20 protein-coding genes are annotated in these 19,297 nt (G+C 66.0%); 14 read left to right on the top strand and 6 right to left on the bottom strand.

Annotated elements, in window-relative coordinates:
• Positions 1 to 85 precede the first annotated feature (85 nt).
• Genes KR541_RS35410 through KR541_RS35395 form a run of 4 tightly spaced genes read left to right on the top strand, consistent with a single transcriptional unit; the run spans position 86 to position 4,524 of the window.
• Positions 86 to 1,333 carry an MFS transporter gene (locus KR541_RS35410; RefSeq protein WP_050016119.1) on the top strand — a complete coding sequence of 416 codons (1,248 nt, stop codon included), beginning with the start codon at positions 86 to 88 and terminating at the stop codon, positions 1,331 to 1,333.
• A gap of 38 nt (positions 1,334 to 1,371) precedes the next feature.
• Entirely contained in the window at positions 1,372 to 2,238 is an 867-nt protein-coding gene (locus KR541_RS35405) for a dihydroorotate dehydrogenase electron transfer subunit (RefSeq protein WP_213346789.1), read from the top strand.
• A complete protein-coding gene (locus tag KR541_RS35400) occupies positions 2,231 to 3,208 on the top strand; it encodes a dihydroorotate dehydrogenase (protein ID WP_176016397.1) in 978 nt (325 codons plus the stop codon). Before KR541_RS35405 ends, KR541_RS35400 begins: the two co-directional genes overlap by 8 nt.
• A complete protein-coding gene (locus KR541_RS35395; RefSeq protein ID WP_216090199.1) occupies positions 3,208 to 4,524 on the top strand; it encodes a hydantoinase/carbamoylase family amidase in 1,317 nt (438 codons plus the stop codon). Before KR541_RS35400 ends, KR541_RS35395 begins: the two co-directional genes overlap by 1 nt.
• Positions 4,525 to 4,591: 67 nt before the next feature.
• Here the strand turns inward: KR541_RS35395 and KR541_RS35390 are convergent, their stop codons facing one another.
• Positions 4,592 to 5,152: an SLOG cluster 4 domain-containing protein gene (locus KR541_RS35390; protein ID WP_050016115.1), complete on the bottom strand. Its 561-nt coding sequence runs from the start codon at positions 5,150 to 5,152 to the stop codon at positions 4,592 to 4,594.
• A gap of 274 nt (positions 5,153 to 5,426) precedes the next feature.
• Here KR541_RS35390 and KR541_RS35385 point away from each other — a divergent pair, with 274 nt between their 5' ends.
• The 3 genes from KR541_RS35385 to KR541_RS35375 are packed head-to-tail and all read left to right on the top strand — an operon-like array spanning position 5,427 to position 9,041.
• Positions 5,427 to 6,653: an aromatic ring-hydroxylating dioxygenase subunit alpha gene (locus KR541_RS35385; RefSeq protein WP_050016111.1), complete on the top strand. Its 1,227-nt coding sequence runs from the start codon at positions 5,427 to 5,429 to the stop codon at positions 6,651 to 6,653.
• Positions 6,650 to 8,047 carry an SLC13 family permease gene (locus tag KR541_RS35380; protein ID WP_050016109.1) on the top strand — a complete coding sequence of 466 codons (1,398 nt, stop codon included), beginning with the start codon at positions 6,650 to 6,652 and terminating at the stop codon, positions 8,045 to 8,047. Before KR541_RS35385 ends, KR541_RS35380 begins: the two co-directional genes overlap by 4 nt.
• Positions 8,048 to 8,069: 22 nt before the next feature.
• Entirely contained in the window at positions 8,070 to 9,041 is a 972-nt protein-coding gene (locus tag KR541_RS35375; protein ID WP_050016105.1) for a PDR/VanB family oxidoreductase, read from the top strand.
• Between the two features lie 302 nt (positions 9,042 to 9,343).
• Here KR541_RS35375 and KR541_RS35365 read toward each other — a convergent pair whose 3' ends face one another.
• Together KR541_RS35365 and KR541_RS35360 are read right to left on the bottom strand one after the other, a co-directional pair.
• Positions 9,344 to 10,222, bottom strand: coding sequence for a LysR family transcriptional regulator (locus KR541_RS35365; protein ID WP_244138001.1), 879 nt, complete (start codon positions 10,220 to 10,222; stop codon positions 9,344 to 9,346).
• Position 10,223: 1 nt separating this feature from the next.
• Positions 10,224 to 10,397 (bottom strand): hypothetical protein, encoded by a 174-nt coding sequence (locus KR541_RS35360; RefSeq protein ID WP_160300523.1) that lies wholly within the window; start codon positions 10,395 to 10,397, stop codon positions 10,224 to 10,226.
• A gap of 23 nt (positions 10,398 to 10,420) precedes the next feature.
• On the opposite strand from KR541_RS35360, the gene KR541_RS35355 reads away from it, so the two are divergent.
• From KR541_RS35355 to KR541_RS35340, 4 genes are all read left to right on the top strand, one after another.
• The gene (locus tag KR541_RS35355; protein ID WP_050016100.1) at positions 10,421 to 11,593 is read left to right on the top strand and encodes a CaiB/BaiF CoA transferase family protein; all 1,173 of its coding nucleotides are present in this window, start codon (positions 10,421 to 10,423) and stop codon (positions 11,591 to 11,593) included.
• Complete coding sequence (locus KR541_RS35350) at positions 11,590 to 12,429, top strand: HTD2 family dehydratase (protein ID WP_050016099.1); 840 nt, start codon at positions 11,590 to 11,592, stop codon at positions 12,427 to 12,429. The genes KR541_RS35355 and KR541_RS35350 overlap by 4 nt, the downstream gene beginning before the upstream one ends.
• Positions 12,430 to 12,477: 48 nt before the next feature.
• Complete coding sequence (locus KR541_RS35345) at positions 12,478 to 13,827, top strand: MFS transporter (RefSeq protein WP_050016098.1); 1,350 nt, start codon at positions 12,478 to 12,480, stop codon at positions 13,825 to 13,827.
• A 79-nt stretch (positions 13,828 to 13,906) separates the two neighbouring features.
• A complete protein-coding gene (locus KR541_RS35340) occupies positions 13,907 to 14,770 on the top strand; it encodes an HpcH/HpaI aldolase/citrate lyase family protein (protein ID WP_089490226.1) in 864 nt (287 codons plus the stop codon).
• Here the strand turns inward: KR541_RS35340 and KR541_RS35335 are convergent.
• Positions 14,728 to 15,006: a hypothetical protein gene (locus tag KR541_RS35335; protein ID WP_089490227.1), complete on the bottom strand. Its 279-nt coding sequence runs from the start codon at positions 15,004 to 15,006 to the stop codon at positions 14,728 to 14,730. The genes KR541_RS35340 and KR541_RS35335 overlap by 43 nt on opposite strands.
• The gene (locus KR541_RS36880) at positions 15,000 to 15,509 is read right to left on the bottom strand and encodes a hypothetical protein (protein WP_252996719.1); all 510 of its coding nucleotides are present in this window, start codon (positions 15,507 to 15,509) and stop codon (positions 15,000 to 15,002) included. The genes KR541_RS35335 and KR541_RS36880 overlap by 7 nt, the downstream gene beginning before the upstream one ends.
• 214 nt (positions 15,510 to 15,723) lie before the next feature.
• Between KR541_RS36880 and KR541_RS35325 the strand changes: the two genes are divergently transcribed.
• The 3 genes from KR541_RS35325 to KR541_RS35315 all read left to right on the top strand — a co-directional run bounded on the left by KR541_RS35325 (position 15,724) and on the right by KR541_RS35315 (position 18,139).
• Positions 15,724 to 16,041: a co-chaperone GroES gene (locus tag KR541_RS35325; protein ID WP_050016092.1), complete on the top strand. Its 318-nt coding sequence runs from the start codon at positions 15,724 to 15,726 to the stop codon at positions 16,039 to 16,041.
• Positions 16,042 to 16,121: 80 nt separating this feature from the next.
• Positions 16,122 to 17,744, top strand: a complete 1,623-nt coding sequence (gene groL / locus KR541_RS35320; RefSeq protein WP_089490457.1) for a chaperonin GroEL — start codon at positions 16,122 to 16,124, stop codon at positions 17,742 to 17,744.
• Positions 17,745 to 17,860: 116 nt separating this feature from the next.
• Positions 17,861 to 18,139: a hypothetical protein gene (locus KR541_RS35315; RefSeq protein ID WP_050016190.1), complete on the top strand. Its 279-nt coding sequence runs from the start codon at positions 17,861 to 17,863 to the stop codon at positions 18,137 to 18,139.
• A 162-nt stretch (positions 18,140 to 18,301) separates the two neighbouring features.
• Here the strand turns inward: KR541_RS35315 and KR541_RS35310 are convergent, their stop codons facing one another.
• Positions 18,302 to 19,210 carry a manganese catalase family protein gene (locus tag KR541_RS35310; protein ID WP_050016090.1) on the bottom strand — a complete coding sequence of 303 codons (909 nt, stop codon included), beginning with the start codon at positions 19,208 to 19,210 and terminating at the stop codon, positions 18,302 to 18,304.
• Between the last annotated feature and the right edge of the window lie 87 nt (positions 19,211 to 19,297).

Raw genomic sequence — 19,297 nt, 5'->3', positions numbered from 1 at the left:
GCGGTCAGTTCGTCTAGAAAAAACGACAAACGACCGCGAAACGGACCGCCGGCATCGATATTTCCTCCTCACGATACGGACAATCATGGAAGCGAACCTTCGATCCTCCGCGGCCGCGCCCGCCGGCGCACCGCCCGAACGGGTGTCGCGCTACGCGTGGAAAGTGCTGGCCGGCTCGGCCATCGGCTATGCGATGGACGGCTTCGACCTGCTGATCCTCGGCTTCATGCTGCCGGCAATTTCGGCGTCGCTGCAGCTCGGCGCGCAGCAGGCGGGGGCGCTCGTCACGTGGACGCTGGTCGGCGCGGTCGCGGGCGGCGTGATTTTCGGCACGCTCAGCGATCGCTACGGCCGCGTACGCGTGCTGACCTGGACGATCCTGCTTTTCGCGGTGTTCACCGGGCTATGCGCGTTCGCACAGGGCTTCTGGGATCTGCTCGCGTACCGGACCATCGCCGGCATCGGCCTCGGCGGCGAATTCGGTATCGGCATGGCGCTCGCGGCCGAAGCGTGGCCTGCAGCCAAGCGCGCCCGCGTGTCGTCGTACGTGGCGCTCGGCTGGCAGAGCGGCGTGCTCGCGGCGTCGCTGCTGACGCCGCTGCTACTGCAGAGCGTCGGCTGGCGCGGCATGTTCGCGATCGGCGTGCTGCCCGCGATCGTCGCCTGGGTGCTGCGCAACAAGCTGCACGAGCCGGAAGTGTTCGTCCGGAGCCAGCAGCCGGCGCGCACGGGCGCGCGTTTCCGGCTGCTGTTCGCCGATGCGCGCACGACCCGCACGAGCATCGGCATCGTCGTGCTGTGCGCGGTGCAGAACTTCGGCTACTACGGGATCATGATCTGGATGCCGACGTTCCTGTCGAAGCAGCTCGGCTTCTCGCTGACGAAATCCGGAGTGTGGACCGCGGTGACCGTGCTCGGGATGATGGCCGGCGTCTGGCTGTTCGGACATCTGGCCGATCGGATCGGCCGCAAGCCGACGTTCCTGCTGTACCAGCTCGGCGCGGTGGCGATGGTATTCGTGTATTCGCGGCTGACGGACCCGGCCACGATGCTGTGGGCTGGCGCGCTGATGGGCATGTTCGTGAACGGCATGGTCGGCGGCTACGGCACGCTGATGTCCGAAGCGTATCCGACCGCGGTGCGGGCGACCGCGCAGAACGTGCTGTGGAACGTCGGCCGTGCGATCGGCGGGCTCGGGCCGCTCGTCGTCGGCGCGCTCGCCGCGCGCTATTCGTTTCAGATCGCGATCGCGATGCTGGCCGCGCTTTACGTGCTCGACATGATCGTCACGGTCACGCTGATTCCGGAACTGAAGGACCGCGCGCTCGACTGACGCGCGTGCCTCCGCCCAACCGTAACGAGGAGAGAACGATGGACGTGATCGACGGGGCGCGCGCCTGCGCGCAGCCGTGGGCGGCCACGGTCGCCACGCACGCGTGCGACGTGGTCGCGCATCGCGCGGTGAACCGGCGCTATCGCTATCTGCGCGTGCGCGGCGACGCACCGCTCGCGAGCGTCACGCAGGCCGGCCAGTTCTATCAGCTCGTCTGCCCCGTCAGCGATCTGCATCGGCCATTCCTGCCGCGCCCGATGAGCGTGTACGGCGTCGGCCCCGGCGCTGGCGAAATCGAGTTCCTGTACAACGTCACCGGCGAAGGCACGCGTGCGCTCGCGCAGCTCGGCGTCGGCGCGCGGCTGTCGATCGTCGGGCCGCTCGGTCGCCCGTTCACGCTCGACGCCGATGCGCGACGGCTGCTGCTCGTCGCGCGCGGCGTCGGTCTCGCGACGATGGCGCCGCTCGTGCAGCGCGCGGCGCGGGCGGGCCTCGCGCTGACGGTCGTGATGTCGGCGCGCACGCCGGACGACCTGATGACCGCGGAATTCCTGCGCGGCGCGCCGGCCGACGTGCATGCGGTGTTCGACAGCGACGGCTCGTCGGCGGTCGCGAACGTGGACGCGCTGCTGCGCGCGAGAATCGCGCGCGATCGGCCGGACGCGGTCTACACGTGCGGCTCGCAACGGTTGCTCGCGCTGCTGCAGCGCGTGCTCGCCGACCATCCGTCGATGCGCGGCGAGGTCGCGCTCGAGCAGCGGATGGCATGCGGGATGGGCGTCTGTCTGTCGTGCGTGCGGATGTTCGACGACGGCGCGACCCGCGCATTCCGGCGCGTGTGCCGCGAGGGCCCGGTATTCGCGATTCGCGACGTGGTGACGGAGGGGGAGGTGGAAGTTGGCTGACCTGAGCGTACGCGTGGGCGAACTGCGCCTGCGCAATCCCGTGATGCCGGCATCCGGCTGTTTCGCGATCGAGTATCGCGATGCGCTCGACCTGACCGGGCTCGGCGCGCTCGTGATCAAGAGCGTGTCGCCCGTCAGCCGCCCGGGTAACCCGACGCCGCGTGTCGCCGACGCGGGTGACGGCATGTTGAATTCGATCGGCATTCCGAGCCGCGGCATCGACGACTATCTCGAGCACGTGCTGCCCGCGTACACGGGCCACGGCACGCCGGTCGTCGCGTCGGTGTCCGCCGATACGGCGGACGCGTTCGCGCGCGCGTGCGAGGCGCTATCGCGGCCGGACGTCGCCGCGATCGAGGCGAACATCTCGTGCCCGAATCTCGAGGCGGACGGCATGGCGTTCGGGATGGACGCGGGCATGACCTGGCAGGTCGTCGACGCGATCCGCATGCGCACCGGGCATCCGCTGTGGGTGAAGCTGACGCCGAACGCGGGCAACATCGCGAAGATCGCGCAAGCGGCACAGGACGCGGGCGCCGATGCGATCGTGATGGGCAACACGGTGCTCGGCATGTCGATCGACGTGCGCACGCGCCGGCCGTCGCTCGGCAACGTGATGGGCGGCCTGTCCGGGCCGTCGATCAAGCCGATCGCGCTGCGGCTCGTCCACCAGTGCTATCGCGCCGTGTCGATTCCGGTGATCGGCTGCGGCGGCATCCGGAGCGCCGCCGACGCCATCGAGTTCCTGCTCGCCGGCGCGAGCGCGGTGCAGGTGGGCACGGCGTCGTTCCGCGATCCGGGCGTGATGCGCACGATCATCGACGGGCTCGAGCAGTTTTGCGCGGACGAGGGCGTCGGCGCGATCGCGTCGCTGACCGGGCAGGTCAGGCTCGACGCGGCGCTGAGCGAGCGCTGGCAGCGCTTTTGCGCGGCGCCGGCGCGCGCGCGCGGCACGACGGCGGGGGCGTGATGAACGCGCATACCGACAGGCCGGACGCGCCAGCGGACCTCGACGTGCACGACGCGGCGGCGCTGCCGCTTGCCGAACTGACGGCGCTCGCCGAGCAGTGGTTCGACGAGATCCGCGTGCTGTCGGCGGACGGCGTCGGCGTCACGCGCGAGAGCTACGGCGACAGCGAAACGGCGGCCGCGCAGCGGCTGGCGGCGCACGCCGAACGCGAGGGCATCGCGGTGCGCGTGGACCGTGCGGCCAACCTGGTCTTCAGCCTGCCCGACGCGGACCCGCATGCGCGTGCGATCTGGGTCGGCTCGCATCTCGACTCGGTGCCGCATGGCGGCAACTACGACGGGCTCGCGGGCATCGTCGCGGGGCTGCTGTGCCTCGTCGCGCAACGGCGCGGCGGCCGCGCGTCGCCGCACCCGTTGAACGTGATCGCGCTGCGCGGCGAAGAGAGCGCCTGGTTCGGCAAGGCCTACATGGGATCGAGCGCGCTGTTCGGCCGGCTGACGCCGGACGATCTCGCGATGAAGCATCGCAGCGCCGGCCGCCCGCTGGCCGATTGCATGGCGGCGGCGGGCGTCGACATCGACGCGGTGCGGGCGCGCAAGCCGCTGTTCGACGTGCGGCGCGCGCATGCGTATCTGGAGCTCCACATCGAGCAGGGGCCCGTGATGGTCGCGCGCGGGCTGCCGGTCGCGGTCGTGTCCGGCATTCGCGGCAACGTGCGGCACAACTCCATCAGCTGCATCGGCGAGGCCGGCCACTCCGGCGCGGTGCCGCGCGACCTGCGGCACGACGCGATCTTCGCGGTCGCCGAGCTGATCACGCGGCTCGACGAGCACTGGCGCCGGCTGCTCGAACGCAACATCGATCTCGTCGTGACGACCGGCATCGTGTCGACCGACCAGGACGAGCATTCGATTTCGCGGATTCCCGGCCAGGTGCATTTCAGCTTCGAGGCGCGCAGCGAGAGCACGGAGACGCTCGACGTCTTCCATGAATTGCTGATCGCCGAATGCAATTCGATCGCGCGCGAGCGTGGCGTGCGATTCGATTTCGACCGGCGGTTGGCGAGCGCGCCGGCGCGGATGGATGCCACCCTGCGCGCCGCACTTGCCGACGCGTGCACGCGGCTCGACGTGCCGTATGCGACGCTGCCGAGCGGCGCGGGCCACGACGCGGCGCTGTTCGCGAACGCGGGCGTGCCAAGCGGGATGCTGTTCGTGCGCAACGATCACGGGTCGCACAACCCGCACGAGGCGATGTCGATCGATGATTTCATGCTGGGCGTGCGCGTGCTCGCCGACACGATTGCGCGGCTGTGACCGGCAATACGGGAAGCGACGGGAAGCGATGGCGGCCGACGCGCCGTGGAGCCGGAACGCGTGCGGTTCACGCCGACGGAACGTGTGCGCCTGCGCCGCCCGCCGCGCGGTTCACGTGCGCGAGCACGAATGCATAGACGTCATCGAGCGCCGACACGATGCGCGTGCCGGCCGCGACGCCATCGAACGCGCTCGCGGGCCCGGTGCAGATCAACGGCTTCGCGAAGCGCGTCGCGAGGCGGATCTCGTCGAGCGTGCCCTTGCTCCCCGGCAGCGCGACGACGACGTCGCTCGTCAGCACGTTCACGTAGTTGCGGCTCAATGCGTCGTCCGGCGCGTCAGCTTCCTTGCGCGGCAGTGGCGTGACGATAGGCAGGTCGATGAACGGATTCGGATAGCCGGCGATCGGCACGAAGCCGAACAGCGGGTGCGCTTCGCTCGGCACGATGCCGATCGAGCGGCCGCGGCGCCCCGGCGTCGTCGCGTAGGCGCGCGCGACCGACAGCATCACGCCGCGGCCGGCGCCGGTCAGCAGGTCGAATCCTTGCGCGGCGATCCACGTTCCGAGCGGCGTCGCCCACTCCGGCCATTCGTTCTTGCCCGAGCCCATCACGCCAATGATCGCCATCTTGTCCTCCTGGTTGGCCGACGCGCGGCGTGTCGATCTCGGCGATCGCGCGCACCGTTCGTCTTTTTAATTATACACATCGACCGATTTCTGGTGATGCGGCGGCGATGACGGGCTGAAAATTGTGGATTTTCCCGCCTTGCATTTTTCCTTCACTTTATTTAGTCTAAAAAAATAGATTTATCGACGGACGTATCGCGACTCGAGGGTTCGCCGGTACGCAGCCGTCTCCGGGGCGATACAGCCCGCTACAACCTGAGAGAGAGGTGTATTCATGCTTGACCACGCCACCAACGAATTGCTGACCCGCGTGGGGCCCGGCACGCCGTGCGGCGAGTTGCTGCGTCGCTACTGGCATCCGGTCGGTTATTCGTCGGAGCTGGCCGAAGCCGGCCAGACGAAACGCGTGCGGATTCTCGGCGAGGATCTGGTGCTCGCGCGCACCGGCAACGGCGGCGTGCTGCTCGTGCAGGAGCGTTGCCCGCATCGCGGTGCATCGCTGCTGTACGGCTTCGTCGAGGAAGCCACGATCCGCTGCGCGTATCACGGCTGGCAGTACAACGCGGCCGGCGAATGCGTGGAGCGGCCGTTCGAATCGGCGAAGGCGAGCCGCGTCTGCAAGAAGCTGATCGACAGCTATGCGACGCACGAATGCGGCGGGCTGATCTTCGCCTACATGGGGCCGGCGGAGCAGAAGCCCGCGTTTCCGAACTGGGACATCCTCGTGCGCAACGACGGCCTCCGCCATTTCGAGGTGCAGGACGATCTCGCGTGCAACTGGTTCCAGGTGCAGGAAAACGCGGTCGACGTCACGCACACCTTCTATACGCACTCGAAATACTTCGAGCGCCTCGGCATGCGCGACGCGTCCGGGTTCGGCAAGCCGTTCAAGCGGTTCGGCTTCCAGCGCTTCGACTGGGGCATCGTGAAGAGCTGGGAATACGAAGGCGAGGGCCGCGGCTGGGGCAACCTGATGGTGTTCCCGAACATGCTGCGGATCATGACCGAGATGCACTGGCGCGTGCCGGTCGACGATACGACGACGCGGATCGTCTGGGTGTCGTTCACGCCGAACGCGGACGGCGCGCAGCCGCCCGCTCACGAGGCGCCGAAGATCGTCCGGCAGCCGGCGCGCACCGACGCGGCGGGCCGCTACCTGATGGACACGTTCATGAGCCAGGATGCGATGGCGGTCGAGACGCAGGGCCCGATCTTCGATCGTTCGCGCGAGAACCTCGGCGCGTCCGATCGCGGCATCGTGATGTTCCGCCAGATGCTGCAGGAGCAGATCGACGCGGTCGCGCGCGGCGAGCGGCCGGTCGCGAACGTGTACGGCGGCGCGCCGGACGTGACCGACCTGCGCGCGTGGATGGGCGGCTATCTGCCGATGAGCTGCGCGCCGGACCCGACGTTCCGCCAGCAGCGCGAATTCGGCGACATCTTCGACGAGTCGCACGTCGAGTACGAGATCCCGGCGAACTCGCCGGTGATGCGCGCTTGAGCGGCGGTGCGCTCGGCGGGCCGGGCCGCGGCGCCGGCATGCTGACGGCCGGCCGCGTCACGGTCGCGCTGCTCGCGGCGGGGCTCGCGAGCGTCGCCGCGCTCGGCGCGCGCGGCACGGTGTCGGCCGGCGACGCACGCATCGTCGCGATCGTGTTCACCTGCATCGTGCTGTGGGCGACGGGCGCGGTCGCGAGCCTGTGGGTGTCGCTGCTGTTTTTCTTCCTCGCGGCGACCTGCACGCCGGTGCCCACCGCCGAGATCTTCTCCGGCTTCGGGTCGAGCGCGTTCTGGCTCGTGTTCAGCGGCGCGGCGATCGGCTTCGCGCTGAAGGAGAGCGGCCTGAGCGAACGGATCGGCATCGCGCTCGCGCGCCGGATCGGCGGCTCGTATCTGAAGGCGCTGCTCGCATTCGCGATCCTGAGCTTCCTGCTGTCGCTCGTGATGCCGTCGACGTTCGGGCGGATCGCGATCCTGATTCCGATCGCGATCGGCTACTGCGACGTCGTGAAGCTCGGCGCGCACGCGAACGGGCGGCGCGGCATCCTGCTGCTCGTGATCGTCGGCTCGTACGAGCTCGCTGCCGCGGTGCTGCCCGCGAACCTGCCGAACGTGATCATGGCGGGGATTCTCGAGCAGTCGCACGGGATGCATCTGCGCTTCTCCGAGTATCTGCTGCTGTTCTTTCCGGCCGGCGTGATCGTGCGCGGCGCGGTGCTGGTGTTCGCGTCCTGGTGGCTGTTCGCGGATACGGTCGGCGAAGTCGAGATACCGGCGGCGCGCGTCGCGCTCGGCCGCCGCGAATGGCACGCGATCGTGCTGCTGGCGATCACGCTCGCGTTCTGGTTCACCGACGCCGTGCATCGCATCGCGCCCGGCTGGGTCGGGCTCGGCTTCGCGCTCGTCTACTTCGGCACGTCGCCGCCCGCACAGCTCGAGCGCTTCACCGCGACGCTGAAGATGGACCTGCTGTGGTTCATCGCGGCGATCATCGGGCTGACTGCGCTCGTCAACCATCTCGACATGCGCGTGCCGGACACGCTCGCGCTCGACGCGTTGCGCGACAGCCCGATGCTCATGTACTTCGCGCTGACCGCGCTGTCGATCGTCGTCTGCTTCGCGGTCACGTCGAATGCGGAACCGGCGCTATACGTGCCGATCGTGTCGCGCCTGCTCGCGCAGGGGCTGCACCTGAAGGCCGGCCTGCTCGCGCAGGTAATGGGCTATGCGACCACGGTCCTGCCGTACCAGTCGCCGCCGATTGTGTTCGGCAACGCGCTCGCGCAGCTGGACCGGAGGGCGGTGCTCCGGTACTGCATCGCGACGGCGCTGCTGGGCGTGGTGTTCGTGATCCCGATCAATGCGTTGTGGTGGCGGCTGATCGGGCTGCTGTGAGTTTTCCTGAACGGTGAATCCAATGATCGAAAACGATCTGCTTGCCGCGCGCGTGATTGCGCGCGAGCGCGTCGCGTGCGACGTGATTTCGCTGCGGCTCGTCAGCGACGCGCCGGGTCTCCCCCTGCCCGCGTTCGAGGCCGGCGCGCATATCGACCTGCATCTGCGCGACGGGCTCACGCGCAAGTATTCGCTGTGCAACGATCCGGTCGAGCGCGGCGTGTACGAGATCGCGATCAAGCGCGAGCCGGCGTCGAGCGGCGGCTCCGCGCACGTGCACGATGCGATCCGGGTAGGCGATGTGCTGCGGATCGGCGCGCCGCTGAATTACTTCCCGCTCGCGCCGGACGACAGCCCGGCCGTGCTGCTCGCCGCCGGGATCGGCGTGACGCCGTTACTCGCGATGGCGCACAGCCTGATGCGCGCGGGGCGGCCGCTCGCGTTCCACTACTTCGTGCGTTCGGCCGACGCGGCCGCGTACGGGGCGACGCTCGCGTCGCGGCTCGCGGACGTCGCGACGGTGCACACGGGGCTGACGCCCGACGCGACCCGCGACGCGATCGCGACGATCGTCGGCGCGATGGATTCGCGCTCGCATCTGTATTTCTGCGGACCGGCGCCGTTCATGGCGGCCGTCGACGCGATCGCGCGCCCGGCGCTCGGCGATGCGCGGCTTCATCACGAGTATTTTTCCGCGCCAGCCGCGGAGCCTGCCGACGGCGCGGCCGACGCGTTCCGGATCGAGCTCGCGCGCGCGCAGCGTGCGCTGCTCGTACCGCCGGGGCAGTCGATCACCGATGTGCTGTACGAGCACGGCATCGCGGTCGCCACGTCGTGCGAGGCGGGCGTGTGCGGCGCATGCCGGACGACCGTGCTCGAGGGCACGCCCGATCATCGGGATGCGTTCCTGAGCGCGGCGGAAAAGGCCCGCAACGACTGCATGATGCCGTGCGTGTCGCGATGCCGCGGCGAACGGCTGGTGCTGGATCTCTGAGCCGTCACGGAGGGCTGAGTGAGGCCGGTCGGAAAAAATGGAAGCCAACGTTTCGTAGAATCGGGAAACGGAGGCATGGATGAATCGCATTCCACGAGCGGTCGATACGAAGGCGCTTCGCGACGAAGCTGCCAAACTGGCGTGGACTGAAGGTGTTGGGGGATCGGAAGCTTTCCGGCGCTTGCCGATCCCGATCGAGACGCTGGCAAATCGGCACGTCGTTCGACGATGTGCAGGACGACGAGCGCGAATGGATCGCCTCCGCATAACGCTTGGGATGCGCTCTTTTATTTTTCGGCGAATCACTCCGAAGCATGGCACAGCATACCGACCAACTTGTCTCGGTACAGGTTCTTCTCTGCCGGACTGCGCTGTACGCATACGTGCAGGTTGCGCTGGGACCAAGGCTCAATCAGCGGGATGACCGCGATCTTTCCCTCATCCGATGATTCGATCGCCGTTCGCGGAACGATACCCATTCCAGCTCCCGACGATACGAGGCGAGCGATAGCCCGATAACCGGATACCTGCACGCGAATGTCGAGTCGTCCATCCAGCGCGGAGGCATGGTTCACCAGAAACGTGTGCAGCGCAGCCCCTGATTGCAGACTAATGAACGGCTGGCCCAGGCACGCCTCGAAGCTGACTTCGCTCTGCCTGGCGAGCGCGTGCGTCACAGGCGCGAGCAAGACCAACTGGTCCTTCTTGTACGGTACGAATCGCAGCGCCGAATGCCCGGAATCCAAGGCCACGACACCGACATCCGCTCTACCGGCCACCACCGCGGCGACGATGTCGTGACTCAGTCGTTCTTCCAGTGTGATGCGCACGCTCGGGAACGCCGCGAAGAAACGAGCGAGGTCGTCCGGCAGATGGGAGCTGATCGCGTTGTTGTTGGCGAATACGGTGACGTGCCCGGTCATTCCCTGGGTGAAAGGCAAAAGATCCGAGCGCATTTGGTCGAGTTGAGCGAGACAACGCCGTGCGTGCTCCACGAGAACCTGGCCCGCCGCCGTCAGCGCGACGCCTCTCGGATGCCGACTCAGCAACGTCACCCCTACCGAGTCTTCAAGATTCTTCACGCGAAGGCTCGCAGACGATGGCGCAAGGTGGCAGCGTTCGGCGCCGCGCGAGACGTTGCCTTCCTCGGCGACGGCGACGAACACCTTCAGGTCAGTCAAGTCATAGCTCATCGTGTTCGAATTTGGCGAAGATGACGCCGGCTTTATAGCACAGCAGCACTCGCCAGCTTGCGGTACGCAAATTGCTGCATTGCACGATTTCGTTAATCCCGAACGATCCTTTCGTGAAATCTCGCTGTAATCGACCGCCGCGTTTTCCGATACTGGTAGCCATCAACCTAACTCGGGAAGGCAGTGATGGTCGCATCAGTGGGTGAAGCATCCTCGGCGAAGCCACTCGCCGGCGTCGTCGTCGTCTCCATCGAACAAGCGCTGGCGGCGCCTTTGTGCACAGGACGCCTGGCGGAAATGGGGGCGCGGGTCATCAAGATCGAACGCGCGGAAGGCGATTTTGCGCGTGGCTACGACGCGGCCGCGAACGGTCAATCGTCGTATTTTGTCTGGACAAATCGCGGCAAGGAATCGGTCGTGCTGGACTTCAAGGACGCCGATGACGCCGCACTCCTGCATCGGCTTATCGCGGAGGCCGATGTCTTCGTTCAAAACCTGGCCCCCGGCGCATTGGATAGAGCCGGATTCGGCAGTGAAAGACTGCGTGAAATGCACACGCGTCTGATCACGTGCGATATCAGCGGCTACGGCACGAACAACGCTGCGAGCCATCTCAAGGCGTACGACCTTCTCGTGCAGTGCGAAAGCGGTCTGGCGGGTATCACTGGCGCACCGGATGCATGTGGGCGCGTTGGCGTTTCCATCTGCGACATTGGCGCGGGGATGAACGCGACCATTGCCGTGCTGTCGGCTCTCGCGCTTCGCTCGAGCACCGGCAAGGGATCGAGTGTCTCGGTTTCCTTGTTCGACGGTGCGGCGGACTGGATGACGATCCCCTACGTACACCACGTTTACGGAAATGGAGCACCTGCACGCCAGGGTCTGAAGCATCCTTCCATTGCGCCGTATGGCGCGTTCAAGACCAAGGACGGTGACGAAATCGTCATCAGCATTCAAAACGAGCGCGAGTGGCGTCAGTTCTGCTCGGCGTTCCTCCAGCAACCGGACGTGGCGGAAGACGCGCGCTTCTCGTCCAACACGAATCGCGTGCAAAACCGCGCAGCCCTCGAACGGGTGATTGCCGACGCATTCGCGAAGGTCGACTCCAGCGAAGCACTTCAACGCCTGTCAATCTCGAACACCGCGTACGGTCAAGTTCGCTCGGTTGCCCAGATGGCTGAACACCCTGCGTTGCGGACGTGGCCGATGACAGTCGACGGCGAAGCATTGCGAATGATTGCGCCGGCAGTTCGCGCGCCGTGGGACAGCCAACACTATGACGCGGCGCCCAAGTTGGGAGAACACACCGAGCGGATTCGCGCCGAGTTCGCCACGAAACAAGTGGGAGAATTCGCATGAGCGTCGTCGACATTGCCCACCTCCGCGAATGGATCGGCAAGAGCCAGTCCGACCGTGACGTCCTGTCGTCGCGTCACGCGCGACTGATGGCCGCGACCCTCGGAATGCCTCAGTCCGACTTCGTCGACGGCGCACGATTGCCCCCGCTTTGGCATTGGCTCTATTTCCTGAGTGGCGACGCACCTTCGGCGCTCGGTCGAGACGGGCACCCCGCAAGAGGCGGCTTCCTGCCTCCCGTCCCGTTGCCGAACCGCATGTGGGCCGGGGGCAAGCTCGAATTTCATGGCGACCTGCCGCTTGGCGCGGAAGTTGAAAAGCGTTCGAGCATCGCATCGGTCGAGCACAAACAAGGACGAAGCGGCGAACTCGTCTTCGTGACCGTCCTGCATGAAGTCGTGCGCGAAGGGAAAGTGCTTGTCACCGAGCACCACGACATTGTCTACAAGGAAGCGTCGAAGGGCGGCGCCACGCCTGCGCAAACGGACATGCCCCAACCGCAGCGGACGCGTCGAGTGAAACCCGATTCGACGATGCTGTTCCGCTACTCCGCGCTGACGTTCAATGGCCACCGCATTCACTACGACGCGGACTACTGCCGAGCGGTCGAGGGCTATCCGAATCTCGTGATTCACGGGCCCCTCAATGCAACGCTCCTTGCGAGCTTCGCGGAGGAAGTGAGCGGACGTCGCCTGAAGCACTTTCGTTATCGCGGCATTCAGCCGTCGGTGCTGGGCAACGAATTGGAGTTCAATGCCGCGCCAGACGGCGACCCACTCGTCGTTTGGGTGAGCCTGCCCGGCGGTGCAGTGTCCATGCGAGCCGAAGCCTCGTTCTGAACGCACACAAATTTGCCTCGACAAAATTTTTCAAGATTGGAGACATGGATGCACCCGAACGCCCCTCTCGGTCAGGCCGATGCCTCGACCCGGTCGAAGGACTCAAAGCGCATCGAGCGCCGCGCAGCAATCGCAAGTGTCATTGGCACCACGATCGAGTGGTACGACTTCTTCATCTACGGCACCGCAGCCGCGCTCGTTTTCCCGAAGCTTTTCTTTGCACACGGCAGCTCGGAAGGCCTCATGGAGTCGTTCGCCACGATTTTCGTGGGCTTTCTGTCGCGTCCGTTGGGCGGAGCCATTTTCGGTTACATGGGTGACCGTGTCGGCCGCAAATCGACGCTCGTCGCCACGCTGACCTTGATGGGCGTTGCGACGTTGTTCGTGGGGTTACTGCCCACCTCGCAACAGATTGGACCCGCTGCCGGCTGGCTTCTGATCGGACTTCGGTTCCTCCAGGGAATCGGCGTGGGCGGCGAGTGGGGTGGCGCTGTCCTCCTGTCAATGGAAAGTCATCAAGGCAAGCGTCGCGGCTTCATGGCGTCGTTGCCGAATGTTGGCGTTCCTCTCGGCCTCGTTATCTCGGTGCTCGTGTGGAGCGTCTGCAGCCGCTGGAGCGGCGACTCGCTGATGGAATTTGGCTGGCGCGTTCCCTTCTATGCAAGCGGCGTGCTTTTGGTGTTCGGCCTGCTGATTCGTATGGGCGTGCCGGAGACCCGGGATTTCGTCGAGGCCAACCAGTCGGTCGATCGCACCAGGAGTCCGATTCGGGAAGCCATCAGAACCGAGTGGAAGGCGATATTGCTTTCGGCGCTCGTCCGTCCCGGCGAACAGGCCGCGTTCTACATGCTCACGTCGTTTGCCATGCTGTACGGTTCGAAGAACCTTGGCCTCGGCAAGGCGTTCATCCTGAACGCGGTGTTGATTGCTGCTGTCGTCGCGTGTTTCGCGTTGCCGTACTTTGGGCATCTGGCGGACCGTATCGGCCGTCGGAAGACCTACATGTCGGCAGCCATCTGCATGATGTTGTTCGCTTTCCCGTACTTCGCCTTGCTCAATACGAAGATTCCGCTCGCCGTCATTGCAGGCACGGTCGTCATCATGGTCATTCACGCGGCGCTCTACGGGTCGCAGGCCGCTTTCATTGCCGAGTCGTTTCCTCCCGGCATTCGCTACAGCGGTGCGTCGCTTGGATACCAAGGCGCGTCGATTATTGCCGGCGGCCCCGCACCGATGATTTCGCTCTGGCTGTTTCAGACGTTCCATTCCGCCTACGCCGTTGCCGCTTTTCTCGCGGCCATGTCTGTCGTCAGCGCGTGCGCGGCGTTCTTCCTTGGCAGGCAAAAGACTGTCGAACAGAAGTCGGTATCAGAGCGTCTCGTAGAGGTCGCTCGCTAAGCTCATCACGATGCTCGCGTCGGAAGACCGATGCCTCTTGCGGCTTGCAAGACGCAAGCTCAGCCCCTGGACAAATCGTATGTATCCGAGATCCTATTTGTTCGTTCCCGGCAATCGACCGGAACGATTCGACAAAGCGTGCGCTGCGGGCGCAGACGCGGTAATCATTGACCTCGAAGACGCGGTGCCACCCACCGCAAAAGCGCAGGCTCGTGATGCCGTCATGTCGTGGCTCAGGAATGGTGGACGAGCGTATGTGAGAGCGAACGCGGTGGATACCGAGTGGTACAAGGACGATATAGCGGCTCTTCGGACGTGTCGGAGCCTCCAGGGCATCGTCGTCCCCAAGGCTGAGCGAACCGACCTGCTGTCGAACCTTGCGAACGAGATCTCCGATGAAGCGGCACTGCTGCCGCTCATCGAGACCGCGGTTGCATTTGATGACCTCCGCTCGCTTGCGAAGGTGCCGAAAGTCGAGCGCCTTCTGTTCGGAACCTTGGACTTTCAGGTCGACACCGGTATTCAAGGTGATGGCGATGAGCTCGTGTACTTCCGCTCGCAACTGACCATAGCGTCACGGATTGCCGGCATCGCGGCGCCCGTGGACGGAGTCACTGCAGCAATCGATGAGGCCCAGAGGATCCGTCGGGATACGGTTCGAGCTCGCAATCTCGGTTTCAGGGGCAAGCTGTGCATCCACCCCAAACAAATCGAGCATGTACACGCGGCTCTCCGCCCTTGCCTGGAAGAGATCGAGTGGGCGCACCGCGTCCTTTCTGCCGTTCAGGAAAGCGACGGCTCGGCCATTAGCGTCGATGGAAAAATGGTGGACGCCCCTGTCATTGCCAAGGCGAATGACATCGTAAGCAGTTCGGTCGCCGAGTCGGCGACCGAGCCGCGTCATCCGGCGTCGTCCGATGGCGCGGCAGGCGCTTCGCCTTGACCGCCGCGCTCCGTCGTCGACCCATGGCTCAGGCGGGAAGCGATGTCGGCCCCGAGCGCATGGAGAATCGATCGGCCTTTCTTCGTCAGATACGCGCGTCGGCGGCCGGGGGCGCCATGTTCGAGCATGACGAGTTGCCGTTCGAGCAACGCATCGAGTTCGGCGCGATTCATGTCGAGCTGATCCGGCGCCTGGCACACCAGCATCAGCGTCGCGAATTCATGCGGGCTCAGCATGGCCGCCCCCCGTCGCGTACGGCGCCGCCCATAGCGGGCGCGATCCAGAAAAACGAAACAGGGTGCACCACGCGTCCGCGCGCGGCGATCCGACGGCGCGGCGGCTTCGGTCGGCCGATCGCGGCGGGTTGGGGCGCGCCGCGCAACGCGAACGGCTTGCGCACAGCACGTACGCGAGCGCCGGTCGGCGCGAAGCGACGCGTGCCGTTGCGCGCTGCCCGCAGGCCGACCGGCAGGCCCGTGACGACGCGGGCGGCGCGTCGCGGTCGGCGGCCGACCTCCGGCAGCCGATCGAAGATAAAGAAAGGATCGTTCATGATTCGCTCCGGGTTGAACCTCGCACGGAGGACAAACCGGACCACGCGCTCCAGTTCGTCGATCCACGAGAGGCCTCGCTGACAAACCAATCGAAACACGCAGCGCATAAGCCGCGGCTGCTTGAGCGCTACCCAAAATAGGATGGGAAGCGCGGATTTCAAGTACCGCTTCGCGACGATTCGCATGGCCCGTCGCGAGACAACCGCCGATCATCAAACAGTCCATTCCGCGTTGAAACATTTTGTTACAAACGTCCTGTTTTCACCCTCTTGAAGCGCGCTCCCCGCGCCACTATTTCGCTTTTCGCCAATCGATGGCACGCGGGCGCAGTGCAGCCTTGCGCGTGCACGCGCCAGCGGATTCCCTTTTCCAGGTGATCTCATCGCTCAGGAGATGAAAATGCAGATTCGTCCCCTCTACGACCGGGTTATCGTCAAGCGAATCGAACAGCAGCGAACGACGGCCTCCGGCATCGTGATTCCCGATTCGGCCGCCGAACGGCCCGAGCAGGGTGAAGTGATGGCGGTCGGCAGCGGCCGGCTGCTCCAGGACGGCTCGCAGCGCCCGCTGCAGCTTCAGGTCGGCGACCAGGTTCTCTTCGGCAAATATGCAGGCCAGACCGTGAAGGTGAACGGCGAGGAACTGCTCGTGATGCGCGAAGAGGACGTCATGGGCGTACTCGAACCCGAATCGCCGGCCGCCAGGAAAGCGGCCTGAATGCCGATTCGACCGCGCCGCACGGGTGATTGCCCGATGCGCGCGGCATCCCGTTCAACGACTGTATCCGGAGCAAGAAAATGACTGCAAAAGACGTGAAATTCCGCGACGGCGCGCGCCAGCAGATCGTCAAGGGCGTGAACGTGCTGGCCGACGCGGTGAAGGTGACGCTCGGCCCGAAAGGCCGCAACGTCGTGATCGAACGCGGCTTCGGCGCGCCCGTGATCACGAAGGACGGCGTGTCGGTCGCGAAAGAAATCGAGTTGAAGGACCGCTTCGAGAACATGGGCGCGCAGATCGTCAAGGAGGTCGCATCCAAGACCGCCGACGTGGCCGGCGACGGGACGACCACCGCCACCGTGCTCGCGCAGGCGATCGTGCAGGAGGGCATGAAGCACGTCGCGGCCGGCATGAATCCGATGGATCTGAAGCGCGGCATCGACAAGGCCGTCGGCGCGGTGCTCGACGAGCTGCGCAAGCTGTCCCGGCCGATTTCGACCCACAAGGAAATCGCGCAGGTCGGCGCGATTTCCGCGAACTCGGACGAGGCGATCGGCAAGATCATTGCCGACGCGATGGAGAAAGTGGGCAAGGACGGCGTGATCACCGTCGAGGACGGCAAGTCGCTGGAGAACGAACTCGACGTGGTCGAAGGCATGCAGTTCGATCGCGGCTACGTGAGCCCGTATTTCATCAACGATCCGGCGAAGCAGGCGGCCTATCTCGACGATGCGCTGATTCTGCTGCACGACAAGAAGATCTCCAGTGTCCGCGACCTGCTGCCGATCCTCGAAGCGGCGTCCAAGGCCGGCAAGCCGTTGCTGATCGTCGCCGAGGATGTCGAAGGCGAAGCGCTCGCGACACTCGTGGTGAACTCGATGCGCGGCATCCTGAAGGTCGTCGCCGTCAAGGCGCCGGGCTTCGGCGACCGACGCAAGGCCATGCTCGAGGATCTCGCGATCCTGACCGGCGCGACGGTCATCTCGGAGGAAACCGGCAAGCAGCTCGACAAGGCCACGCTCGAGGATCTTGGCAGCGCGAAGCGCGTCGAGGTGCGCAAGGACGATACGATCATCATCGGCGGCGCGGGCGATGCGGCGCGCATCGACGCGCGCGTGAAGTCGATTCGCGTGCAGATCGACGAAGCGACGAGCGACTACGATCGCGAGAAGCTGCAGGAGCGTGTCGCGAAGCTCGCGGGCGGCGTGGCGGTGATCAAGGTCGGCGCGGTCACCGAGGTCGAAATGAAGGAGAAGAAGGATCGCGTCGACGATGCGCTGCATGCGACGCGCGCCGCGGTCGAGGAAGGCATCGTGCCGGGCGGCGGCGTCGCGCTGCTGCGTGCGCGCGCGGCGCTGTCGGACATGCGGGGCGCGAATGCAGACCAGGACGCCGGCATCCGGATCGTACTGCGCGCGCTGGAGGCGCCGCTGCGCGTCATCGCGGCCAATGCGGGCGACGAACCGTCGGTCGTGGTGTCGAAAGTGCTCGAAGGCACCGGGACCTTCGGCTACAACGCGGCGACCGGCGAGTACGGCGATCTGGTGGACGCGGGCGTGGTCGATCCGACCAAGGTCACGCGTACCGCGCTGCAGAACGCCGCGTCGATCGCGAGCCTGGTGCTGACGACCGATGCGACCGTCGCGCAAGCGCCGAAAGAGGACAGCGCCGAGCCGGCTCCCGCGCCCGAACTCGGCTACTGACCGGCGTCGCAGGCTTGCCTGCGATCGTCGAACGGCCGCTGGCCGGAGCGGCCTTTCCCGGCGCGCGCGACAGCGGGGGCGCGCCGCGCCGCCTTTTCATGTTTGCGAAACCGACCATGAAGCTCGAACTCTCGATCGATTCCAGGCCGCTGCACGTCGAACTCGACGACGTCATCGCCGGCCTGCTCGCGGCGCGGCTCGGCCTGCCTCCGGACGGCGACCATCGCGTCGCGATCGGCCGCTACCTCGGCGATGCGGCGGGGCCGTGGACGCTGGATGACGACCATATGCGCAAGCGCGTGATGCGCCGCCTGATTCTCGACATCGCCGATCCGACGCTGGTCATCCAGTACCTGATGGCCGACCAGGCCGGGCGCGGCGAAGCAGGCGCCTGACGCACGCCGAACACGCGATGGAGCGTGCGAGAGCGCGTGCGCGTCGCGCAGCCAGTCCGTCGAACGTTCGTCGCCTGCAGCGTCAGGCTGTTGTCATTTCATCATCAGTAGAACGAAGAGGCGCTCGCGGTGATGTCCGAGCGCCCGTCTTCGCGCTTCCGGTCAGGTACCACCGTCCGGCTTGCCGGGCGCGCGGCTCTGCGGGACCGGCTGGCCTGCACCCAGTTCGGCGCCCGTCACCGGGTCGCTGTTCGGATCGGACGCGAGCCGCTGCGCCATCGCCTCGATGGCGTCCACCTGCTGCGGCTCGAGCATCCCTTCGGCAATACCGGTGCCGCCGTCGACGGCCGGCTCGGCGTCGCGGATTTCGAGACCCTCTCCATGATTCCAGGGGCCGACCAGCGGCGCCGCGTCCGGCTGCATCCGGAAGTACACGCTGTCGTACGGCGCCTTCGGCGGCAGCTTGCCCGGCGGGAAATGCGCGGTGATCGCATACAGCGCCTTCTCGAACGACTTCAGGTGCGAGACCTCGCGCGTCATCAGGAAGCCGAGCGCGTCCCGAATGCCCGGATCGTCGGTCACGTTGATGAGCCGTTCGTAAATGATCTTCGCCCGCGCTTCGGCTGCGATGTTCGAACGCAGGTCGGCGGTCGGTTCGCCGATCGTGTCGATGTACGCGGCCGACCACGGCACGCCGCCGGAATTCGTCAGTGGCGCGCCCGCGCCGTACAGCACCTGCGTCACGTGGCTGTCGTTGCCCGCCCCGTGCAGCTTGCGGTACAGCTCGGCCTGTTCGTCGACTGCTTCGGCGAGTTCGCCTTTGGCGCCGCGGTTGAGCATCGCGGCCATCGAGCCGATCACTTCGAGGTGGCTCAGCTCCTCGGTGGCGATGTCGAGCAGCATGTCCTTGCGGCCGGGATCCTCCTCGGTGATCGCCTGAGTGAAATAGCGCATCGCGGCGGCGAGTTCGCCCTGCGGGCCGCCGAACTGCTCGAGCAGCAGATTGGCGAGGCCGGGGTTCGGCGCGCCCACGCGCACCGTGTACTGAAGCCGTGTGTTGTGGATGAACATGGCATCTCCATGGAAAGGGTTGCGCGACATTCGCGGTGGCGACCCAGCACGAATCGATCCCGTGGCCACCGCCACCGCCGGGTACGC

The organism is Burkholderia sola (assembly GCF_905400185.1).
GTDB classification, from domain to species: domain Bacteria; phylum Pseudomonadota; class Gammaproteobacteria; order Burkholderiales; family Burkholderiaceae; genus Burkholderia; species Burkholderia sola.
This window is presented reverse-complemented; position numbering and strand designations above follow the sequence as displayed.

Coding starts and splice junctions, on each gene's coding strand:
- KR541_RS35410 (WP_050016119.1), top strand. CDS start 86: ATGGAAGCGAACCTTCGATCCTCCGCGGCCGCGCCCGCCGGCGCACCG.
- KR541_RS35405 (WP_213346789.1), top strand. CDS start 1,372: ATGGACGTGATCGACGGGGCGCGCGCCTGCGCGCAGCCGTGGGCGGCC.
- KR541_RS35395 (WP_216090199.1), top strand. CDS start 3,208: ATGAACGCGCATACCGACAGGCCGGACGCGCCAGCGGACCTCGACGTG.
- KR541_RS35390 (WP_050016115.1), bottom strand. CDS start 5,152: ATGGCGATCATTGGCGTGATGGGCTCGGGCAAGAACGAATGGCCGGAG.
- KR541_RS35385 (WP_050016111.1), top strand. CDS start 5,427: ATGCTTGACCACGCCACCAACGAATTGCTGACCCGCGTGGGGCCCGGC.
- KR541_RS35375 (WP_050016105.1), top strand. CDS start 8,070: ATGATCGAAAACGATCTGCTTGCCGCGCGCGTGATTGCGCGCGAGCGC.
- KR541_RS35360 (WP_160300523.1), bottom strand. CDS start 10,397: ATGGCTACCAGTATCGGAAAACGCGGCGGTCGATTACAGCGAGATTTC.
- KR541_RS35355 (WP_050016100.1), top strand. CDS start 10,421: ATGGTCGCATCAGTGGGTGAAGCATCCTCGGCGAAGCCACTCGCCGGC.
- KR541_RS35350 (WP_050016099.1), top strand. CDS start 11,590: ATGAGCGTCGTCGACATTGCCCACCTCCGCGAATGGATCGGCAAGAGC.
- KR541_RS35345 (WP_050016098.1), top strand. CDS start 12,478: ATGCACCCGAACGCCCCTCTCGGTCAGGCCGATGCCTCGACCCGGTCG.
- KR541_RS35340 (WP_089490226.1), top strand. CDS start 13,907: ATGTATCCGAGATCCTATTTGTTCGTTCCCGGCAATCGACCGGAACGA.
- KR541_RS35335 (WP_089490227.1), bottom strand. CDS start 15,006: ATGCTGAGCCCGCATGAATTCGCGACGCTGATGCTGGTGTGCCAGGCG.
- KR541_RS36880 (WP_252996719.1), bottom strand. CDS start 15,509: ATGCGAATCGTCGCGAAGCGGTACTTGAAATCCGCGCTTCCCATCCTA.
- KR541_RS35325 (WP_050016092.1), top strand. CDS start 15,724: ATGCAGATTCGTCCCCTCTACGACCGGGTTATCGTCAAGCGAATCGAA.
- groL (WP_089490457.1), top strand. CDS start 16,122: ATGACTGCAAAAGACGTGAAATTCCGCGACGGCGCGCGCCAGCAGATC.
- KR541_RS35315 (WP_050016190.1), top strand. CDS start 17,861: ATGAAGCTCGAACTCTCGATCGATTCCAGGCCGCTGCACGTCGAACTC.
- KR541_RS35310 (WP_050016090.1), bottom strand. CDS start 19,210: ATGTTCATCCACAACACACGGCTTCAGTACACGGTGCGCGTGGGCGCG.